The 17,617-nt window shown below is 55.5% G+C and carries 18 protein-coding genes; 4 read left to right on the plus strand and 14 right to left on the minus strand.

Annotated features, from left to right (window positions below):
• Positions 1–65 precede the first annotated feature (65 nt).
• From B3B59_RS08980 to B3B59_RS09020, 9 genes are all read right to left on the minus strand, one after another.
• Positions 66–458, minus strand: a complete 393-nt coding sequence (locus tag B3B59_RS08980; protein ID WP_040073926.1) for a DoxX family protein — start codon at positions 456–458, stop codon at positions 66–68.
• Positions 459–668: 210 nt separating this feature from the next.
• Complete coding sequence (locus B3B59_RS08985; protein WP_046885805.1) at positions 669–968, minus strand: YqjK-like family protein; 300 nt, start codon at positions 966–968, stop codon at positions 669–671.
• Positions 965–1,363, minus strand: a complete 399-nt coding sequence (locus tag B3B59_RS08990) for a phage holin family protein (RefSeq protein WP_040073928.1) — start codon at positions 1,361–1,363, stop codon at positions 965–967. Before B3B59_RS08990 ends, B3B59_RS08985 begins: the two co-directional genes overlap by 4 nt.
• A gap of 2 nt (positions 1,364–1,365) precedes the next feature.
• A complete protein-coding gene (locus B3B59_RS08995; protein ID WP_040073929.1) occupies positions 1,366–1,671 on the minus strand; it encodes a DUF883 family protein in 306 nt (101 codons plus the stop codon).
• 29 nt (positions 1,672–1,700) lie between these two features.
• On the minus strand, positions 1,701–2,069 hold the full coding sequence (locus B3B59_RS09000) for a DUF1090 domain-containing protein (protein ID WP_040073930.1): 369 nt from the start codon (positions 2,067–2,069) through the stop codon (positions 1,701–1,703).
• A 154-nt stretch (positions 2,070–2,223) separates the two neighbouring features.
• Positions 2,224–2,616, minus strand: a complete 393-nt coding sequence (gene mzrA, locus B3B59_RS09005; RefSeq protein WP_040073931.1) for an EnvZ/OmpR regulon moderator MzrA — start codon at positions 2,614–2,616, stop codon at positions 2,224–2,226.
• Positions 2,600–3,262, minus strand: coding sequence for a DedA family general envelope maintenance protein YqjA (yqjA, locus tag B3B59_RS09010; protein WP_040073932.1), 663 nt, complete (start codon positions 3,260–3,262; stop codon positions 2,600–2,602). The genes mzrA and yqjA overlap by 17 nt, the downstream gene beginning before the upstream one ends.
• Before the next feature lie 348 nt (positions 3,263–3,610).
• The gene (gene exuR, locus B3B59_RS09015; RefSeq protein ID WP_046885807.1) at positions 3,611–4,387 is read right to left on the minus strand and encodes a transcriptional regulator ExuR; all 777 of its coding nucleotides are present in this window, start codon (positions 4,385–4,387) and stop codon (positions 3,611–3,613) included.
• 120 nt (positions 4,388–4,507) lie between these two features.
• On the minus strand, positions 4,508–5,806 hold the full coding sequence (locus B3B59_RS09020) for an MFS transporter (RefSeq protein ID WP_046885808.1): 1,299 nt from the start codon (positions 5,804–5,806) through the stop codon (positions 4,508–4,510).
• 475 nt (positions 5,807–6,281) lie between these two features.
• Between B3B59_RS09020 and uxaC the strand changes: the two genes are divergently transcribed.
• From uxaC to B3B59_RS09035, 3 genes are all read left to right on the plus strand, one after another.
• Entirely contained in the window at positions 6,282–7,694 is a 1,413-nt protein-coding gene (uxaC, locus tag B3B59_RS09025; protein WP_207292444.1) for a glucuronate isomerase, read from the plus strand.
• Between the two features lie 17 nt (positions 7,695–7,711).
• The gene (locus B3B59_RS09030; protein ID WP_046885810.1) at positions 7,712–9,199 is read left to right on the plus strand and encodes a UxaA family hydrolase; all 1,488 of its coding nucleotides are present in this window, start codon (positions 7,712–7,714) and stop codon (positions 9,197–9,199) included.
• A 74-nt stretch (positions 9,200–9,273) separates the two neighbouring features.
• Positions 9,274–9,828 carry a YgjV family protein gene (locus B3B59_RS09035; protein ID WP_286808753.1) on the plus strand — a complete coding sequence of 185 codons (555 nt, stop codon included), beginning with the start codon at positions 9,274–9,276 and terminating at the stop codon, positions 9,826–9,828.
• Positions 9,829–9,844: 16 nt separating this feature from the next.
• Here the strand turns inward: B3B59_RS09035 and sstT are convergent, their stop codons facing one another.
• The 4 genes from sstT to B3B59_RS09055 form a co-directional block, all read right to left on the minus strand.
• Positions 9,845–11,086 carry a serine/threonine transporter SstT gene (sstT, locus tag B3B59_RS09040; protein WP_046885812.1) on the minus strand — a complete coding sequence of 414 codons (1,242 nt, stop codon included), beginning with the start codon at positions 11,084–11,086 and terminating at the stop codon, positions 9,845–9,847.
• 264 nt (positions 11,087–11,350) lie between these two features.
• Entirely contained in the window at positions 11,351–12,319 is a 969-nt protein-coding gene (locus tag B3B59_RS09045) for a TerC family protein (RefSeq protein WP_207292442.1), read from the minus strand.
• 252 nt (positions 12,320–12,571) lie between these two features.
• Positions 12,572–13,570 carry a Gfo/Idh/MocA family protein gene (locus tag B3B59_RS09050; RefSeq protein WP_207292441.1) on the minus strand — a complete coding sequence of 333 codons (999 nt, stop codon included), beginning with the start codon at positions 13,568–13,570 and terminating at the stop codon, positions 12,572–12,574.
• Positions 13,571–13,640: 70 nt separating this feature from the next.
• Positions 13,641–14,144: a YgjP-like metallopeptidase domain-containing protein gene (locus B3B59_RS09055; protein ID WP_046885815.1), complete on the minus strand. Its 504-nt coding sequence runs from the start codon at positions 14,142–14,144 to the stop codon at positions 13,641–13,643.
• Between the two features lie 83 nt (positions 14,145–14,227).
• Here B3B59_RS09055 and rlmG point away from each other — a divergent pair, with 83 nt between their 5' ends.
• Positions 14,228–15,364: a 23S rRNA (guanine(1835)-N(2))-methyltransferase RlmG gene (gene rlmG, locus B3B59_RS09060; RefSeq protein WP_286808756.1), complete on the plus strand. Its 1,137-nt coding sequence runs from the start codon at positions 14,228–14,230 to the stop codon at positions 15,362–15,364.
• Between the two features lie 96 nt (positions 15,365–15,460).
• On the opposite strand, the gene B3B59_RS09065 is transcribed toward rlmG, so the two are convergent.
• Entirely contained in the window at positions 15,461–17,482 is a 2,022-nt protein-coding gene (locus tag B3B59_RS09065) for an NADPH-dependent 2,4-dienoyl-CoA reductase (RefSeq protein ID WP_286808758.1), read from the minus strand.
• Positions 17,483–17,617 lie beyond the last annotated feature (135 nt).

Here is a 17,617-nt window from a genome sequence, read left to right on the forward strand (position 1 = left end):
TTCCTCCTTCAGATAGCCAAAGCGAGGAGATATCTCCTCGCTTCAAGTTTACTCGGGTAATCGGCTTACCACTTTTTATTCAGCACACGGTCGATGCTGAATGCGCCTGGACCGGTGATACCCAGCAGCAGGAAACCGCCTGCGATAGTCAGGTTTTTCATGAACATCAGAGAGTTCACGCCTTCTGCAAAATTACTGTGGAAGATGAATGCCGTCAGCAGAGTAAAGCCTGCGGTGAACAGCGCGGTGGTACGGGTCAGGAAACCGAACAGAATTGCCAGACCGCCGCCAAACTCAAGCAGGATGGTCAGAGGCAGCAGGAACCCCGGTACGCCCATGGCTTCCATATACTGTTGCGTTCCTGCGTAACCAGTGATTTTGCCCCAGCCTGCTGTAATAAACAGAATCGGCATCAAAATACGCGCAACTAGTACACCAACATCTTCTAATTTTTTCATTTTACTCTCCACGAAACCACAAGGGCTGCTGATTTTTATTTTTCCGCAAATCCGGGCACCTGCCGCGCATTTGCTGTCGATGGAGAGGATATTAAACGGGGCGATTGGCAATTGTTAGCAAGGAAAACTGTCAATCTTAATCAAAGATATTGAGCAATCAGAAAGGGGTGCGCAGGCCGGAAGAGGACTAACCCGGCCTGCGGAGTGGGGCTAATTACCCAGCTGTTGCTGGCGAAGGGTCGACTTAACCAGTCGCCATGCGGTCCATGCGCCAAAACCGCGACGTGCCCAGCGAACCAGAAGATTGGGATGGCGTACCGTCCAGATAGCCATCACGCTGCTGCCAACCAGCGCCCATGAGCGTAAGCTCAGAAAGGTATTCCAGCCGCGATCGTACGAACGCGTTACGGCTAGCCAGTCGCGACGGCTGGCGGACAGATCCAACCGCTGCTGTTGGATCTGGCTCAGCAGAAACGCCTTTCGCTGTTGACGATCTGATTTGTCACTCACGACTTGTCATCCTCCAGCAGAGACCGGTCGTTGGCCAGTTCATGACGAGTATGACGGAGCAGGCTTGACTGACGCGCTTTACGCATCGTCCAAATCCCGCCAATCAGGGCTGCCACCAGCAATACTACGGTAGTCGCGATCATGGCGTTCAGACGATACTGCGGATCAATCGCCCAGATAATCAGCACCATCAGGCTCATCAGGCCAAAGGCGGCGAAGAGCATGGTCAGCCCCAGCATAAGCAGCATCTGGAAGAGGTTGGCCTTCTCCTCTTCAAGTTCAACCACAGCCAGCCTGACGCGTGTCTCCACGATGCCAACCAGAGTGGTTAAAATACGCTGCCCAATGCCGAGGACGTTTTTTGCAGGGCCTTGTGCTTGACGAGGATCTTCCATAATCAACGACGCGTCAGCAGGACACCCAGAACGACACCGATAGCGGCGCCAATGCCCACTCCGGTCCACGGGTTGTCACGTACATATTCATCCGCGCGAGCGGCTGCTTCACGGGTCTGTTTGGCCAGCGCGTCACCTGTCTCACCCAGGCGATAACGGCTGTCTTTCAGGGCGCTTTCGGCTTTACTGCGCAGTTTGCTCAGCTCTTCCTTTGATTTGTCTGAAGAGGTATTCAGCACCTCTTCCAGGGTATCCGCCAGGGATTTCAGTTCAGCGCGCAGATGTTCCGATGTGGTATCTTTGGACATGATTCTCTCCTGTTAAGACTTCCGTTGGCTTAATAATCGCGAGACTCCAGCGCATGCAGCTCTTCCTGCGCTTCTTTCAGTTTCTTTTCACGCTTTTCGATCTTATCCGCATCGCCTTTCGCTTTTGCTTCCACCAGATCCTGACGGCGTTCGGCAATCTCTTCTTTCTGCTCAGCAATATCTTTCTGGTGTTCAGCACGCAGCTTACTGTCCGTACAGTTCGCCTGTACTTCACTCAGCGCTTTTTTCAGACCACTGATGCGGCTCTGATTGTTATGCTTTTCGGCGTAACTGATCTCACGCTTGATATCCTGTTCCTTCTCCTGACACAGGGAAGTGGCGAAAGACGCTGTGCTAATTGAAAAAAGGGCAAGACCCAGAACGATGCGGTAATTCATGATTGAAACCTTCCATTGTTAACGGCAAATCCTAACGAAATGCCGATTTTCCAGAGTGCTGCGGAGTACATCGAGAGGTGCTCCGCGTACTTAAGCATAGTAAGTAAACGGCGATATCACCAAAGTGGGTGAAAAGATTCAGAATCCTGGAAGTTTAGCCCGCCAGGCGAGAGGTATCACGCAGGCGAGTTAGCCAGAGTGCAGCCTGGTTAGGATCATCCTGTTGCGCGATGATATAACCCTGCGGCAGCGTACGGTCGAGCACCTTTTTCGCTTCAGCGCTTTGGGCGCTGGAGTCGAAGGTGATTAACAGCACGTCATTCTGAGGCGTAATGCTTTTAAAGCGAATGCCATTAGCATCCAGATGGTGCCAGATAGAAAAGCCATCTGGCACGCTCGAACCCTGAATCACCGGGCGAATCGCCAGCGTAGACTCGTGGGTCTGGAGCGCTTTCCAGACCAGCAGCATGGCGCTGAGCATACAGAGCGCCACCATGGCGTAAGTAAACTGTCGCATTGAGAGGCGCACGTTAACCTCGACTCCCATGTTTTTTCTTCCACAGAACAACCAGCGAGCCAATCAGGCCAAACACCAGCAGCACCACCGGAAGCAACATCAGGCACGACATTAGCGCGTCTTCATATTTAAGGAACACCGGCGTCTTGCCGAGCGCGTAGCCCAGGGTGGTCAGAATCAATACCCACAGCAGGCCGCTCATCCAGTTGAAGAACTGAAAACGGGCGCTGTTCAGCCCGGAGAGACCGGCTATGGTAGGTAAAAGGGTACGGACGAACGCGATGAAACGGCCAAGCAGCAGGGCGGAAAGACCATGCTTATGGAACAGATGGTGCGCACGCTGATGGTAGTGCGCCGGAAGATGTGAAAGCCAGTTCTGCACAATACGCGTATTGCCCAGCCATCGCCCCTGAATGTAGCTCACCCAACAGCCCAGGCTGGCGGCAATGGTCAGTAACACTACCGTTTGCGGGAAGGCCATCGCCCCCTTTGCGCAGAGCACCCCTACCAGCACCAGCAAGCTATCGCCCGGCAAAAACGCGGCGGGCAGCAGGCCGTTTTCAAGAAACAGAATCATAAACAGGACAAAATAGAGCATGCCAATCATGGAAGGATTGGCCAGGGTTTCGAAATCCTGGGCCCATAAGGCATTAAGTAATTGGGTAAAAAGTTCCATTCAGTGTTCCTGGAAATCGGTTAACGTCATGCCCGTCAACCGGGTCAAAACAGCACGGCGATAGTTTTTATAAAGACATTATGATCGCTCGCGGACACATTGTGTGGCCAGAACTGTTCCCTGTTAAATGGCTGGGTAAGCAAGCACTAACTTACAGAAATGCAAATTGCATCTAATTGTAACAAACCCCGCGGTTCTGCGTCACAGAATTTCACGAGGATAATGATGTGATTTTGGCTTAACCCAGGGAGGGGACGCGAGGGTATTTACAAAGGCTGACACTATAGAGGTTTGCTTACCCACAGACGCCAGAAGGCGCAATGATGCGCCCGCCAGCAGAGAAGAAAACTATTTTGTGCCGCTTGCGGCAGTATCAAGGTGAACAACCGGATTTTCGGCAAAAAGGTAACGGTCAGCGTTAAATTCGAAGTCATCACTCGTTTCGTTAAACAGCATCTGTTTAGTGTTCTCCAGGTGCTGCCACATGGCCAGCTTCGCCGCATGCGGATCTTTTCGAATCAATGCTTTAAGGATCTGGTCATGATCGTCACACCAGTTATCCACGGTGCGCAAATCGATATGATCGTGCAGTTTTTTCCAGTACGGGTTATGAACGCGCTGAGTCCACATTTTTTCAACAATCGCCGCCAGCGCCGTGTTTTGCGTTGCGAGCGCCACCTGGACATGGAATTGCAAATCCCATTCGGAATCGCGGAAACATTTTTCCTGACGCGCTTTATCCTGGATCTCCATCAGCTTCATGATGTCCTGTTTGGTCACCTGGGTGGCGGCAAACTCGGCGATATTACTTTCAATAAGCTGACGCGCCTGCAGAAGCTCAAAGGGGCCGTAACTGGCAAATTCCAGACTTTCGTCCGGTGCTGGGGAGTGTTTTGCCTGGCTGGAGATAACATGAATGCCGGAGCCTTTACGCACTTCGACGTAACCTTCGACCTCCAGCATAATGATAGCTTCACGAACCACGGTGCGGCTGACGCTCTTCTCATCGGCAATGAAACGCTCCGCAGGCAGTTTATCGCCCACCAGATAGACGCCTTGCTCGATGCGATCTTTCAGCTCGGCAGCAAGTTGCTGATAAAGACGACGGGGTTCGTTGATTTCCATATGCGCTCCAGGCAGGGTACGGCAGATGATATTTGTTATACCACTTTTGCTAAACCCCCACCAGATTTCGCCATCAAAAAAGCCGCCCTGACAGGCGGCTTTAGTTCACACTTTTCTTCGCTAACTCTGGGCGGCGGGGCCGCCTATGGTGCTCTTTGCCAGCTCCTCGGCAGACTGGTTTTTCAGTACCGTCCAGATAACGATGGCCCCCAGCACGTCGAACACCGCCAGTACCGCGAACAGCGGGCTAAAGCCGATAGTATCTGCCAGTGCGCCCACAACCAGTGCAAACAGGGTGCTGGCGGTCCAGGCCGCCATACCGGTCAGGCCGTTGGCGGTTGCCACTTCGTTACGCCCAAAGACGTCGGAAGAGAGGGTAATCAGCGCGCCAGACAGAGACTGGTGAGCAAAACCACCGATGCACAGCAGGCCAATCGCCACGTACGGGCTGGTGAAGAGGCCGATCATGCCTGGGCCAATCATCAGCAGTGCGCCCATGGTCACAACCATCTTACGTGACACAATCAGGTTAACACCAAACCAGCGCTGGAATAGTGGCGGCAGGTAACCCCCCACGATGCAGCCCAGGTCAGCAAACAGCATTGGCATCCAGGCAAACATGGCGATCTCTTTCAGGTTAAAGCCGTAAACTTTAAACATGAACAGCGGGATCCAGGCGTTGAAGGTACCCCAGGCCGGTTCTGCCAGGAAACGTGGCAGGGCGATACCCCAGAATTGACGGGTACCCAGAATCTGCCAGACAGACATCTTTTTACCGTTGTTGGTCTGGTGCTGTGCTTCCTGACCACCAATGATGTATTCACGTTCTTCTTCAGAGAGTTTTTTCTGATCGCGCGGGTGTTTATAGAAGACCAGCCACGCCATTGCCCATGCAAAGCTCAGCACGCCAGAGATGATGAATGCCATCTGCCAGCTGTGCATCACGATAGCCCATACCACCAGCGGCGGGGCAATCATCGCACCAATAGAAGAACCCACGTTGAAATAGCCAACGGCGATGGAGCGCTCTTTCGCCGGGAACCATTCAGAGCTGGCTTTCAGGCCGGCCGGGATCATAGCGGCTTCTGCAGCACCTACTGCGCCACGTGCCAGCGCCAGTCCACCCCAGCTGCCCGCCAGCGCGGTCGCGCCGCAGAATACTGCCCAGGTGACGGCGAAGAAGGCGTAGCCAATTTTGGTGCCGAGAATATCCAGCACATAGCCGGCAACGGGCTGCATGATGGTGTATGCCGCAGAGTAAGCGGCGATGATGTAAGAGTATTGCTGGGTCGAAATGTGCAGCTCTTCCATTAACGTTGGCGCCGCAGCCGCCACAGTGTTACGCGTCAGGTAGCCCAGCACGGTGCCAAGCGTCACCAGTGCGATCATGTACCAACGTAACCCTTTAATTTTACGCATGTAAAACCTCATCGTTATGTTATATCTGCGCTCTGGCGCAGCGCCTCTCTCGGTAAACCTGAGCGGCTTCTTTAACGGGAGGGCGTAACCGGGAGTGTCTCCCGGAACGGCCCGAACCTTGCCATAAGTGAATCGTGCATAAGTCGGTATCCGTACCGTGTATTCCGGTTGTGATAGAAACCGGTAAATCATTCCGTCGGCTTATAAATTGCGACGGCGAGAAGATAACTTGTCATACAACTTTAAAAGGTGAGTGACATCACAAAAGTGTGAATCTTTGTAAGGTCATTATTTGCGGCGAGCTAAGCCAGTGCTGGCGCGGCTTCCAGCGGCCTCTGCCCCTTTGGAGGTAATTTTTTTGTGGGCGTTTATTGATCTAACTCACGAAAAAATCTTCTGGCTCTGGAAATTGGTGTGATAACTTTGCAGCATCTGAACATAAGCTTTCTGACGCACTCGTAATGAGGATGACGATATGACCGCGTTTATGACCGACGATTTCCTGTTAGATACCGAATTTGCCCGCCGCCTGTATCATGACTATGCAAAAGACCAGCCGATTTTCGACTACCACTGCCATCTGCCGCCGCAGCAGGTTGCCGAAAATTATCGCTTCAAAAACCTGTATGACATCTGGCTGAAAGGTGACCATTACAAGTGGCGCGCCATGCGCACCAACGGCGTAGCCGAGCGCCTCTGCACCGGTGATGCGTCAGACCGCGAGAAATTTGATGCCTGGGCGGCAACCGTGCCGCACACCATCGGTAACCCGCTGTACCACTGGACGCACCTGGAATTGCGTCGTCCGTTTGGTATCACAGGCAAACTGCTGTCCCCGACCACGGCAGACGAGATCTGGGATGAGTGCAACGCGCTGCTGGCGCAGGACAAATTCTCTGCCCGCGGCATCATGAAGCAGATGAACGTGAAGATGGTCGGCACCACCGACGATCCGATTGACTCACTGGAGCACCACGCCATCGTTGCACAAGACAGCAGCTTTGATGTGAAAGTGCTGCCAAGCTGGCGCCCGGATAAAGCCTTCAATATTGAACTGGCCACCTTTAACGATTACATGGCGAAACTTGGCGACGTCTCTGATACCGAGATTCGTCGCTTTACCGACCTGCAAACGGCTCTGACAAAACGTCTGGATCACTTCGCGGCGCACGGCTGTAAAGTGTCTGACCATGCGCTGGACGTGGTGCTGTTTGCCGATTCCAGTGAAGCCGAGCTGGACAGCATTCTGGCCCGTCGCCTGGCAGGTCAAACCCTAAGCGAACACGAAGTGGCGCAGTTTAAAACCGCCGTACTGGTCTGGCTGGGCGCGGAATATGCCCGTCGCGGCTGGGTTCAGCAGTACCACATTGGCGCGCTGCGTAATAACAACCTGCGTCAGTTCAAACTGCTGGGACCGGACGTGGGCTTTGACTCCATTAACGACCGCCCGCTGGCGGAAGAGCTCTCTAAACTGCTGAGCAAGCAAAACGAAGAGAACCTGCTGCCAAAAACCATCCTCTACTGCCTGAACCCACGCGATAACGAAGTGCTGGGCACCATGATCGGTAACTTCCAGGGCGAAGGGATGCCAGGCAAGATGCAGTTTGGCTCCGGCTGGTGGTTCAACGATCAGAAAGACGGCATGGAGCGTCAGATGACGCAGCTGGCGCAGCTGGGTCTGTTAAGCCGCTTCGTCGGGATGCTGACCGATAGTCGTAGCTTCCTGTCTTATACACGCCATGAATATTTCCGCCGCATTCTCTGCCAGATGATCGGCCGCTGGGTCGCCGCGGGCGAAGCACCGGCAGATATCCAGCTGCTGGGCGAAATGGTGAAAAATATCTGCTTTAACAATGCGCGTGACTACTTCGCCATTGAACTGAACTAAGGCCGTTAGGGGTTGATATGCAATACATCAAGATCCATTCGCTGGATAACGTTGCGGTAGCGCTGGCGGATCTGGCCGAAGGCACGGAAGTGACTTTTGATAACCAGAGCGTCACGCTTCGTCAGGCTGTTTCGCGCGGACATAAGTTTGCCCTGCGCCTGATTGCCAAAGGGGAGAATGTCGTCAAATACGGCCTGCCTATCGGCCATGCGCTGGCAGACATTGCGCCGGGTGAATTCATTCACTCCCACAATACCCGCACCAATCTGAGCGATCTGGACGAGTACAGCTATCAACCCGATTTCCAGGCCGGGGAGCAGCAGGCCGCGGATCGCGACGTGGAGATCTACCGCCGCGCCAGCGGTGAGGTGGGGATCCGCAACGAGCTGTGGATCCTGCCGACTGTCGGCTGCGTGAACGCCATGGCCCGTCAGATGCAGAACCGTTTCCTGAAAGAGACGAACAACGCCGAAGGTATCGACGGCGTTCACCTGTTTAGCCATACCTACGGCTGCTCGCAGCTGGGCGACGACCACATTAATACCCGGACCATGCTGCAAAATATGGTGCGTCACCCGAATGCCGGTGCAGTGCTGGTGGTGGGGCTCGGTTGTGAAAACAATCAGGTGGATGCCTTCCGCGAGACCCTGGGGGAGTATGATCCCGATCGCGTGCACTTTATGGTCTGTCAGCATCAGGACGATGAAGTGGAAGCGGGGCTTGAGCAGCTGCACCAGCTGTATGAGGCGATGCGCCACGATAAACGCGAGCCAGGTAAGCTGAGCGAGCTAAAATTCGGCCTCGAGTGCGGCGGTTCTGACGGTCTGTCCGGCATCACCGCTAACCCGATGCTGGGACGTTTCTCTGATTACGTGATTGGCAACGGCGGCACCACCGTGCTGACTGAAGTGCCGGAGATGTTCGGCGCAGAGCGTATTCTGATGAGCCACTGCCGCGATGAAGCGACCTTTGAAAAGACCGTGACCATGGTCAACGACTTCAAACAGTATTTTATCGCCCACAACCAGCCCATCTATGAAAACCCGTCGCCGGGCAACAAAGCGGGCGGGATCACCACCCTGGAGGAGAAATCCCTCGGCTGTACGCAGAAAGCGGGGGCCAGCCAGGTGGTTGATGTGCTGCGCTACGGCGAGCGCCTGAAGACGCACGGCCTGAACTTGCTGAGCGCGCCGGGCAACGACGCGGTCGCCACCAGCGCCCTGGCGGGAGCAGGCTGTCATATGGTGCTGTTCAGTACCGGGCGCGGTACGCCGTACGGCGGCTTTGTCCCTACGGTGAAAATTGCCACCAACAGCGAGCTGGCGGCGAAGAAGAAGCACTGGATCGATTTCGACGCAGGCCAGTTGATCCACGGCAAAGGGATGCCTCAGGTGCTGGATGAGTTTGTTGATCTGATTGTTGATATTGCAAACGGCAAATCTACCTGTAACGAGAAAAACGACTTCCGTGAGCTGGCGATCTTCAAAAGCGGCGTGACGTTGTAAGTCACAGGGATCGAATTAAAGCGGCGTTTCTTAAGGAAGCGCCGTTTCTTTTTGCCTGACCACAGGAAACCTTCATGACCACGTATTGGCTTGCCCAGGGCGTTGGTGTCCTCGCCTTTCTGATCGGCATTACCACCTTCCTCAACCGCGACGAGCGGAAATTCAAAATTCAGCTCTCCCTCTACAGCGCCGTTATTGGCATCCATTTCTTTCTGATGGGAGCCTTTCCGGCTGGCTCCAGCGCCATGCTCAATACCGTGCGCACGCTTATTACCCTGCGCACCCGCAGTCTGTGGGTGATGACGGTGTTTATTGTCCTGACGGGCGGCATCGGGCTGGCTAAATTCCATCACCCCATGGAGTTGCTGCCGGTTGCCAGCACCATCGTTAGCACCTGGGCGCTGTTTCGCAGCAAAGGGCTGACGATGCGCTGCATTATCTGGTGCTCCACGCTCTGTTGGGTGATTCATAACTTCTGGTTGGGGTCGATTGGCGGAACCTTAATCGAAGGGAGTTTTCTGGTCATGAACGGGCTGAACATCATCCGTTTCTGGCGCATGCAGCGCAGGGGGATCGATCCGTTTAAAGTTGAGAAAGACTTGCGGGAAGAGCGCCCCTCCGTCCGTTGACGGAAGGGCTTGAGTGTTAACTGCGCAGGGCGTTTTTCGCCAGACGCGCATCTTCTGCCTGGCAGGCTGCTGCGGTGAAAAGTACATCGGTCGATGAGTTCAGCGCCGTTTCGCAGGAGTCCTGCAATACGCCGATAATGAAGCCCACCGCCACCACCTGCATGGCAATCTCGTTTGGAATGCCAAACATATTACACGCCAGTGGGATCAGCAGCAGCGAGCCGCCCGCCACGCCGGATGCACCACAGGCGCACAGTGAAGCCACCACGCTCAACAGCAGCGCCGTTGGCAGGTCAACCGGAATACCCAGCGTATGTACGGCCGCCAGAGTCAGTACGGTAATGGTAATCGCCGCGCCGGCCATATTCACGGTTGCGCCTAACGGAATCGACACCGAGTAGGTATCGCGATCCAGGTTCAGCTTCTCGGCCAGGGCCATATTCACCGGAATGTTCGCCGCGGAGCTACGGGTAAAGAAGGCGTATACACCGCTTTCGCGCAGGCACATCAGTACCAGCGGGTACGGATTACGACGGATTTGCCAGAAGACCAGCAGCGGGTTAATCACCAGCGCAACCAGCAGCATGCAGCCAATCAATACCATCAGCAGCTGGGCATAGCCCCACAGGGTGTCGAAGCCGGTGGTTGCTAACGTGGAAGAGACCAGGCCGAAGATACCGATAGGGGCGAAGCGAATCACGATTTTCACCATAAAGGTCACGGCATTGGACATATCGTTGACCAGGTTTTTCGTCGTTTCGTTACCGTGACGCAGCGCGAAGCCCAGGCCAATTGCCCACACCAGGATGCCGATATAGTTCGCATTCAGCAGGGCATCCACCGGGTTAGAGACCATGCTCATCAGCAGGCCACGCAGCACCTCAACGATGCCGGATGGTGGGGTAATGTCTCCCGCAGCGCTGGTCAGATGCAGCGTTGAAGGGAAGAGGAAGCTAAAAATGACCGCCGTCAGCGCAGCAGAAAATGTGCCTAACAGGTAAAGGAACAGGATAGGGCGGATGTTAGTTTTCTGGCCGTGCTGATGATTAGCAATAGAGGCCATCACCAGCATTAACACCAGCACCGGCGCCACCGCTTTCAGCGCGCCAACAAACAGCGTACCGAGCAGACCGGTGGCAATTGCCGCAGATTTAGAGACCAGCGCCAGCAAGATACCCAGCACCAGGCCCACCAGGATTTGTTTTACCAGGCTGCCATGCACGAGGCGTTGAAGCAGACCCGAAGATTGTGTCGTCATAGAAATTCCTAAAGTGAAATTGCGTTCCATCCTGGCCGTGATCTCAGTCACGTTTGTGTCTGGATGTAACTAAATGTTTGCCTGGTTGAGTATAAAGAATGTGCGGTAAGGGGGAAGCGCAAAATGCTGGAATTTACGCACTGCGTCATGTTTTTTAACTGTCTGTTTACATTTTTGCGGAGCAGAGCAATATCCAAAAAAAACGGCAACCCGGAGGTTACCGTTTTCAGTCGAATTTAACGCGTCAGGAGGCGATATCCGACCTTACTGCGTCTGCTGCTTTTTATCGTTCTGATGGTTCACCCAGGCGTTGATGATTAAGGTCAGCGCCAGAATGCCAAACACTATGCCCAGCGAGATGGCGATCGGAATATGATAGAAGTCGACAATCAGCATCTTAATACCGATAAAGACCAGGATAACCGACAGGCCATACTTCAGCATTGAGAAGCGCTCCGCGACGCCCGCCAGCAGGAAGTACATGGCACGCAGGCCCAGAATCGCAAACAGGTTTGAGGTCAGGACGATGAACGGGTCGGTGGTCACCGCGAAGATCGCCGGAATGCTGTCCACCGCGAAGATCACATCACTCAGCTCAACCAGAATCAGCACCAGCAGCAGCGGCGTGGCAAACAGCAGGCCATTTTTGCGTACAAAGAAGTGCTCGCTCTCGATGGTATCGGTCATGCGCAGATGGCCGCGAAGCCACTTGACCATCGGCTTTTCGCCGATGCCGGTTTCGTCCTCTTTCGCCAGCGCCATTTTGACCCCGGTGAAGAGCAGGAACGCGCCAAAGACATACAGCAGCCATTCGAACTGTGTAATCAGCCAGCTACCGGCGAAGATCATGATGGTACGCAGGACAATGGCACCCAGTACCCCATAAACCAGCACCCGGCGCTGCAACGCCGCCGGTACCGCGAAGTAACTGAACAGCATCAGCCAGACGAAGACGTTATCCACCGCCAGCGCTTTTTCAATCAGATAACCGGTGAGGAAGGCGAGCGCCTGCGGATCGGCGACAGCGCGGCCCTGGGTCGTCGCCAGGTACCACCAGAAAGCGGCGCAGAAGAGCAGAGAGAGGGTGACCCACACCAGGGACCAGGCGGCGGCTTGCTTCATGGTCATGCCGTGTTCGCCGCGACGACCCTGCAAAAAGAGGTCTATCGCCAGCATGATGAGCACGACAACCGCGAATCCGCCCCACAACATTGGAGTGCCGACAGAGTGCATAATTTTTTTCCTCGCACATAAAAAACAAAAACGGCTATGGTCGAAAGACGATAGCCGTTAGCTTTTTATGCATAGACCTCGCCTTTCGGCAAGGTCTCACTTACAACCATGAAGGTTGCCCGGCGACCGGATGCGGTTTTGCACACATCGTAATGACGATCCACCGGCAAGGAAGTTACTCCCCTTTGCACGTAACAAAATATGTCAGGTCAATGATTTCGTCAATCTCCTGCCAGACTTTATTACATAGCTTTACGCGGTGACTTCAGCGCTCAGACCGTCAGCGGGGAAGACCACACCGGTCTGACGGCGGATTTCCGTCTGCAGTTTCGCCGTGGTGCGGCTGACCGCGAGGCCCGGGTGATTCACTTCGTTGTCTTCAACCAGTCGCGCGAATACCTCTGCCTCATAAAGCATAGTGTTAATATGCTGAGGCTGCGTCAGCTCCTGCGCTTTGCCGCCGCGCGGCACGAAGCTCAGTTTCTGGCACTCAGAGATTTTTTCAATCACCAGCGAGCCGTTTTCGCCCTGAATTTCGCTTGGCAGCACCGAATCACTCACTTTGGAGTGTTGCAGCGTGACGCTAAAATCGCCGTAATCCAGTACTACTAGCCCGTGGGCATCGACGCCGCTCTCCAGCAGACTGGCGGTGGCGGTTACACCGTGCGGTTCGCCCCATAGCGCCACGGCACTGGCGAGGCAGTAGAACCCAATATCCATAATCGAGCCGTTAGAGAAAGCCGGATTAAAGGTGTTTGGGTTTTCGCCGTCAAGATAGCGCTGATAGCGCGACGAATACTGGCAGTAGTTGATAAAGGCTTTACGCACCTTGCCAATTTTTGGCAGGGACTGCTGCAACAGCAGGAAGTTTGGCAGGCTGGCGGTTTTGAAGGCTTCGAACAGCACCACCTGGTTTTCGCGGGCAAGCGCAATGGCGGCTTCTACTTCCTGAATATTTGAGGCCAGCGGCTTTTCGCAAATGACATGTTTTTTATGGCTGAGGAACAGTGCCGTTTGCGTAAAGTGCAGAGAGTTTGGGCTGGCGATATAGACAGCATCAATGGCATCGCTTTGAGCCATCTCTTCCAGAGAGGTAAACAGGTGTTCGACGAGATAATCACCGGCAAAAGTCTGGGCCTGTTCAAGGCTACGGGAAAAGACTGCGGTGAGTTTGAATTTGCCGGTCTCGTGGGCGGCGTCAACGAACTGACGGGTGATCCAGTTCGTTCCAATGACTGCGAAACGTATCATAAACGTTTACGTACTCCGTAGCTGGGAACCTTTAGCCACTGTAGCACGGCCGCGTGACAAAATGAGTGCGCTATTCCGCATTACCTTTTAACGATAAATGCGTAAGCCATAACCGGGTATCAAACTCCAGCTGGTGGTATTGCGGTTCCATATGGCAGCACAGGGAGTAGAACGCTTTGTCGTGCTCTTTCTCTTTCAGGTGCGCCAGCTCATGCACCACGATCATTCGCAAAAACGCCTCGGGGGCGTTGCGAAACACCGTCGCTACGCGGATCTCGGCTTTGGCTTTTAGCTTGCCGCCCTGCACGCGGGAGATGGCGGTATGCAGGCCGAGGGCGTTTTTCAGGACGTGGATCTTGTTGTCGTACATCACCTTATTGATCGGCGGCGCGCTCTTCAGATACCGGTTTTTCAGATCCTGCGTATACTGCCAGAGCGCCTTATCGGTCGCGAAATCGTGCGTGCCGGGGTAGCGTTTTTCCAGCACCGCGCCCAGCTTTTGCTCGGCAATCAGGCTGCGAACCTGAGTCAGTAAGTTCTCCGGGTAGCCCTGGAGATAAGTAAGTTGGTTCATCAAGGCCCCAAAATAGTGTGAAAACAGGTATACTCACGCACCCTTTTCAGGGATACGCCAAATTTTACCATTCAGGAGGGCCGATGAGCCACTTAGACAACGGTTTCCGTTCACTCAACCTTAAACGTTTCCCGGAAACGGATGACGTTAACCCGCTTCAGGCGTGGGAAGCGGCGGATGAGTATCTGCTGCAGCAGTTGGATGACACTGAAATCAGCGGCCCGGTTCTGATCCTGAATGACGCCTTTGGCGCGCTGGCCTGCGCGCTGGCAGAGCACACGCCCTACAGCATCGGCGACTCTTACCTGAGCGAGCTGGCAACGCGTGAGAACCTGCGCCATAACGATATCGATGAAGGCAGCGTGAAGTTCCTCGACAGCACCGCGGACTACCCGCAGGCGCCGGGCGTGGTGCTGATTAAAGTGCCAAAAACCATGGCGCTGCTGGAGCAGCAACTGCGCGCGCTGCGTAAGGTTGTTACCCCGCATACGCGTATCGTCGCCGGTGCCAAGGCGCGCGATATCCACACCTCGACGCTGGAACTGTTCGAGAAAGTGCTCGGCCCAACCACCACCACGCTGGCCTGGAAAAAAGCGCGCCTGATCAACTGCACCTTCAGCGCACCGGAGCTGGCTGACGCACCCGAAACCCTGAGCTGGAAGCTGGAGGGTACCGACTGGACTATTCACAACCATGCGAACGTCTTCTCCCGCACCGGGCTGGATATTGGGGCGCGTTTCTTTATGGAGCATCTGCCGGAGAACCTCGAAGGGGAGATTGTAGACCTGGGCTGCGGTAACGGCGTGATTGGCCTGAAGCTGTTGGCGAAGAACCCGGACGCCAGCGTGGTGTTTAGCGATGAGTCGCCAATGGCGGTGGCATCAAGCCGTCTGAACGTCGAAACCAACATGCCGGACGCGCTGGATCGCTGCGAGTTTATGATCAACAACGCGCTGTCGGGCGTGGAGCCTTTCCGCTTCAACGCCGTCTTCTGCAACCCGCCGTTCCACCAGAAGCACGCCCTGACGGATAACGTTGCATGGGAGATGTTCCACCATGCCCGCCGCTGCCTGAAAATTAACGGCGAGCTGTACATCGTGGCGAACCGCCACCTGGACTACTTCCACAAGCTGAAGAAGATTTTCGGTAACTGCGTCACCATCGCGACGAACAATAAGTTTGTGGTGCTGAAAGCGGTTAAGCTGGGACGTCGTCGGTAAGATGATTACCCCCTCACCCTAACCCTCTCCCCACGGGGGAGAGGGGACGAATACACCCTCGCCCCTGTGGGGAGAGGGCCGGGGTGAGGGGAAAAATTAAATGCTTAATGCCAGCATCGTCCCCTGCGCAATCGCCCGTCGGGCATCCAGCTCCATCGCCACATCACACCCACCAATCAGATGCACCGTTTTGCCGGCGTCGCGCAGCGGATCCGCCAGATCGCGTTTCGGCTCCTGCCCGGCACATAAAATCACCTGATCCACCGCCAGCAGCTGCGGCTCTCCGCCGATTGTCACATGCAGCCCGTCGTCGTCGATCTTCTGGTAGCTCACCGCCGGGATCATCTTCACCCCGCGTGAGAGCAGGGTGGTGCGGTGGATCCAGCCCGTGGTTTTACCCAGCCCTTCGCCCGGTTTGCTGGCTTTACGCTGCAGCATCACAATCTGGCGCGGGCTTCGCGGCAGTTGCGGCCCTTCGGGGCGTAACCCACCGGACTGGTTCAGGCTGGTATCGATTCCCCATTCCACACAAAATTCGGCAATGTTCTGGCTGGTGGCCTCCCCTGGCTGACTCAGGTACATGGCGGTATCAAAGCCGATTCCGCCGCAGCCGATAATCGCCACCTTTTCGCCCACCGGCACTTTATCGCGTAGCACGTCGAGATAGCTCAGCACCTTCGGATGATCGATACCCGCGATCGCCGGGGTACGCGGGGCAATCCCGCTGGCAAGGATCACCTCGTCGAAACCGATCAGATCGGGCGCATTCACTCTCTGGTTGAGCTGCAGATCGACGCCCGTGACCTCGATCATCCGGCGGTAGTAGCGCAGCGTCTCGTAAAACTCCTCTTTGCCGGGGATCTGTTTGGCGATATTAAACTGCCCGCCAATCTCGGCAGCCGCGTCAAACAGCGTGACGCTGTGCCCTCGAGCGGCGGCATTTACCGCAAACGCTAACCCTGCCGGCCCTGCACCAACCACGGCGAGACGCTTTTTAACGATCGCCGGGATCACCGGCAGTTTGGTTTCGTGGCAGGCGCGCGGGTTGACCAGGCATGAAGTGACTTTGCCCACAAAGATCTGATCCAGACAGGCCTGGTTACAGCCGATGCAGGTGTTGATCTCATCTGCGCGGCCGCTCTGCGCTTTAGAAAGGATCTCCGCATCGGCGAGGAACGGGCGCGCCATGGAGACCATATCGGCATCACCGCGTGAAAGCACATCGTCCGCCACCTGCGGATCGTTAATACGGTTGGTGGTCACCAGCGGAATAGAGACTTTGCCTTTCAGCTTACGCGTCACCCAACTGAACGCGGCGCGCGGTACCGGGGTGGCGATGGTCGGGATGCGCGCCTCGTGCCAGCCGATGCCGGTGTTGATGATCGTGGCTCCGGCGGCTTCTATTGCCTGGGCCAGCTGGACGGTTTCGTCGAAGGTGCCGCCGCCCTCCACCAGGTCGAGCATCGAGAGACGGTAGACGATAATAAAATCTGCACCCGCCCGTTCCCGTACGGCGCGCACCACCTCGACGGCAAAACGCATGCGGCGGGCATAATCGCCGCCCCATTCGTCGTCGCGCTGGTTGGTGCGGGCGGCGAGAAACTCGTTAATCAGGTAGCCTTCCGACCCCATGACCTCTACGCCATCATATCCTGCTTCCCGCGCCAGTGCGGCGCAACGGGCGAAGTCGTCAATTAGCGCCAGGATCTGGTCGTGGCTGAGCGCCTGCGGTTTGAAGCGGTTAATCGGTGCCTGAATGGCAGAGGGCGCCACCAGATACGGCTGATAGCTGTAACGGCCGGTATGCAGGATCTGCAGCGCGATTTTGCCCCCCTCACGATGGACGGCGTCGGTCACGAGGCGGTGATGGGGAAGCTGGCTGGCGTCATTCAGTACCGCGCCGCCCTCCATCGTAACGCCAGAAAGGGCGGGGGCCACGCCGCCGGTCACAATCAGCGCCACGCCATGGCGGGCGCGCTCGGCGTAGAAAGCCGCCAGGCGCTCAGCGCCGTCCGGACGCTCCTCCAGACCGGTGTGCATCGATCCCATCAGTACACGGTTTTTGAGGGTGGTGAACCCCAGGTCGAGCGGGGCGAATAACGACGGGTAGCGGCTCATACTCTCTTCCAGTGTTAATTTATTGTTATGTGGTCGGATGAGTTACTAATTTAGCCAGCGGAGAGTAAAAGGGAAAAGGGGAATGCGGTGATTGTGATGGGATTCAAATATTCCCCCTCACCCTAACCCTCTCCC

The sequence above is a fragment of the Leclercia sp. UBA2479 genome, from assembly GCF_002341985.1.
Lineage (GTDB): Bacteria > Pseudomonadota > Gammaproteobacteria > Enterobacterales > Enterobacteriaceae > Enterobacter > Enterobacter pneumoniae.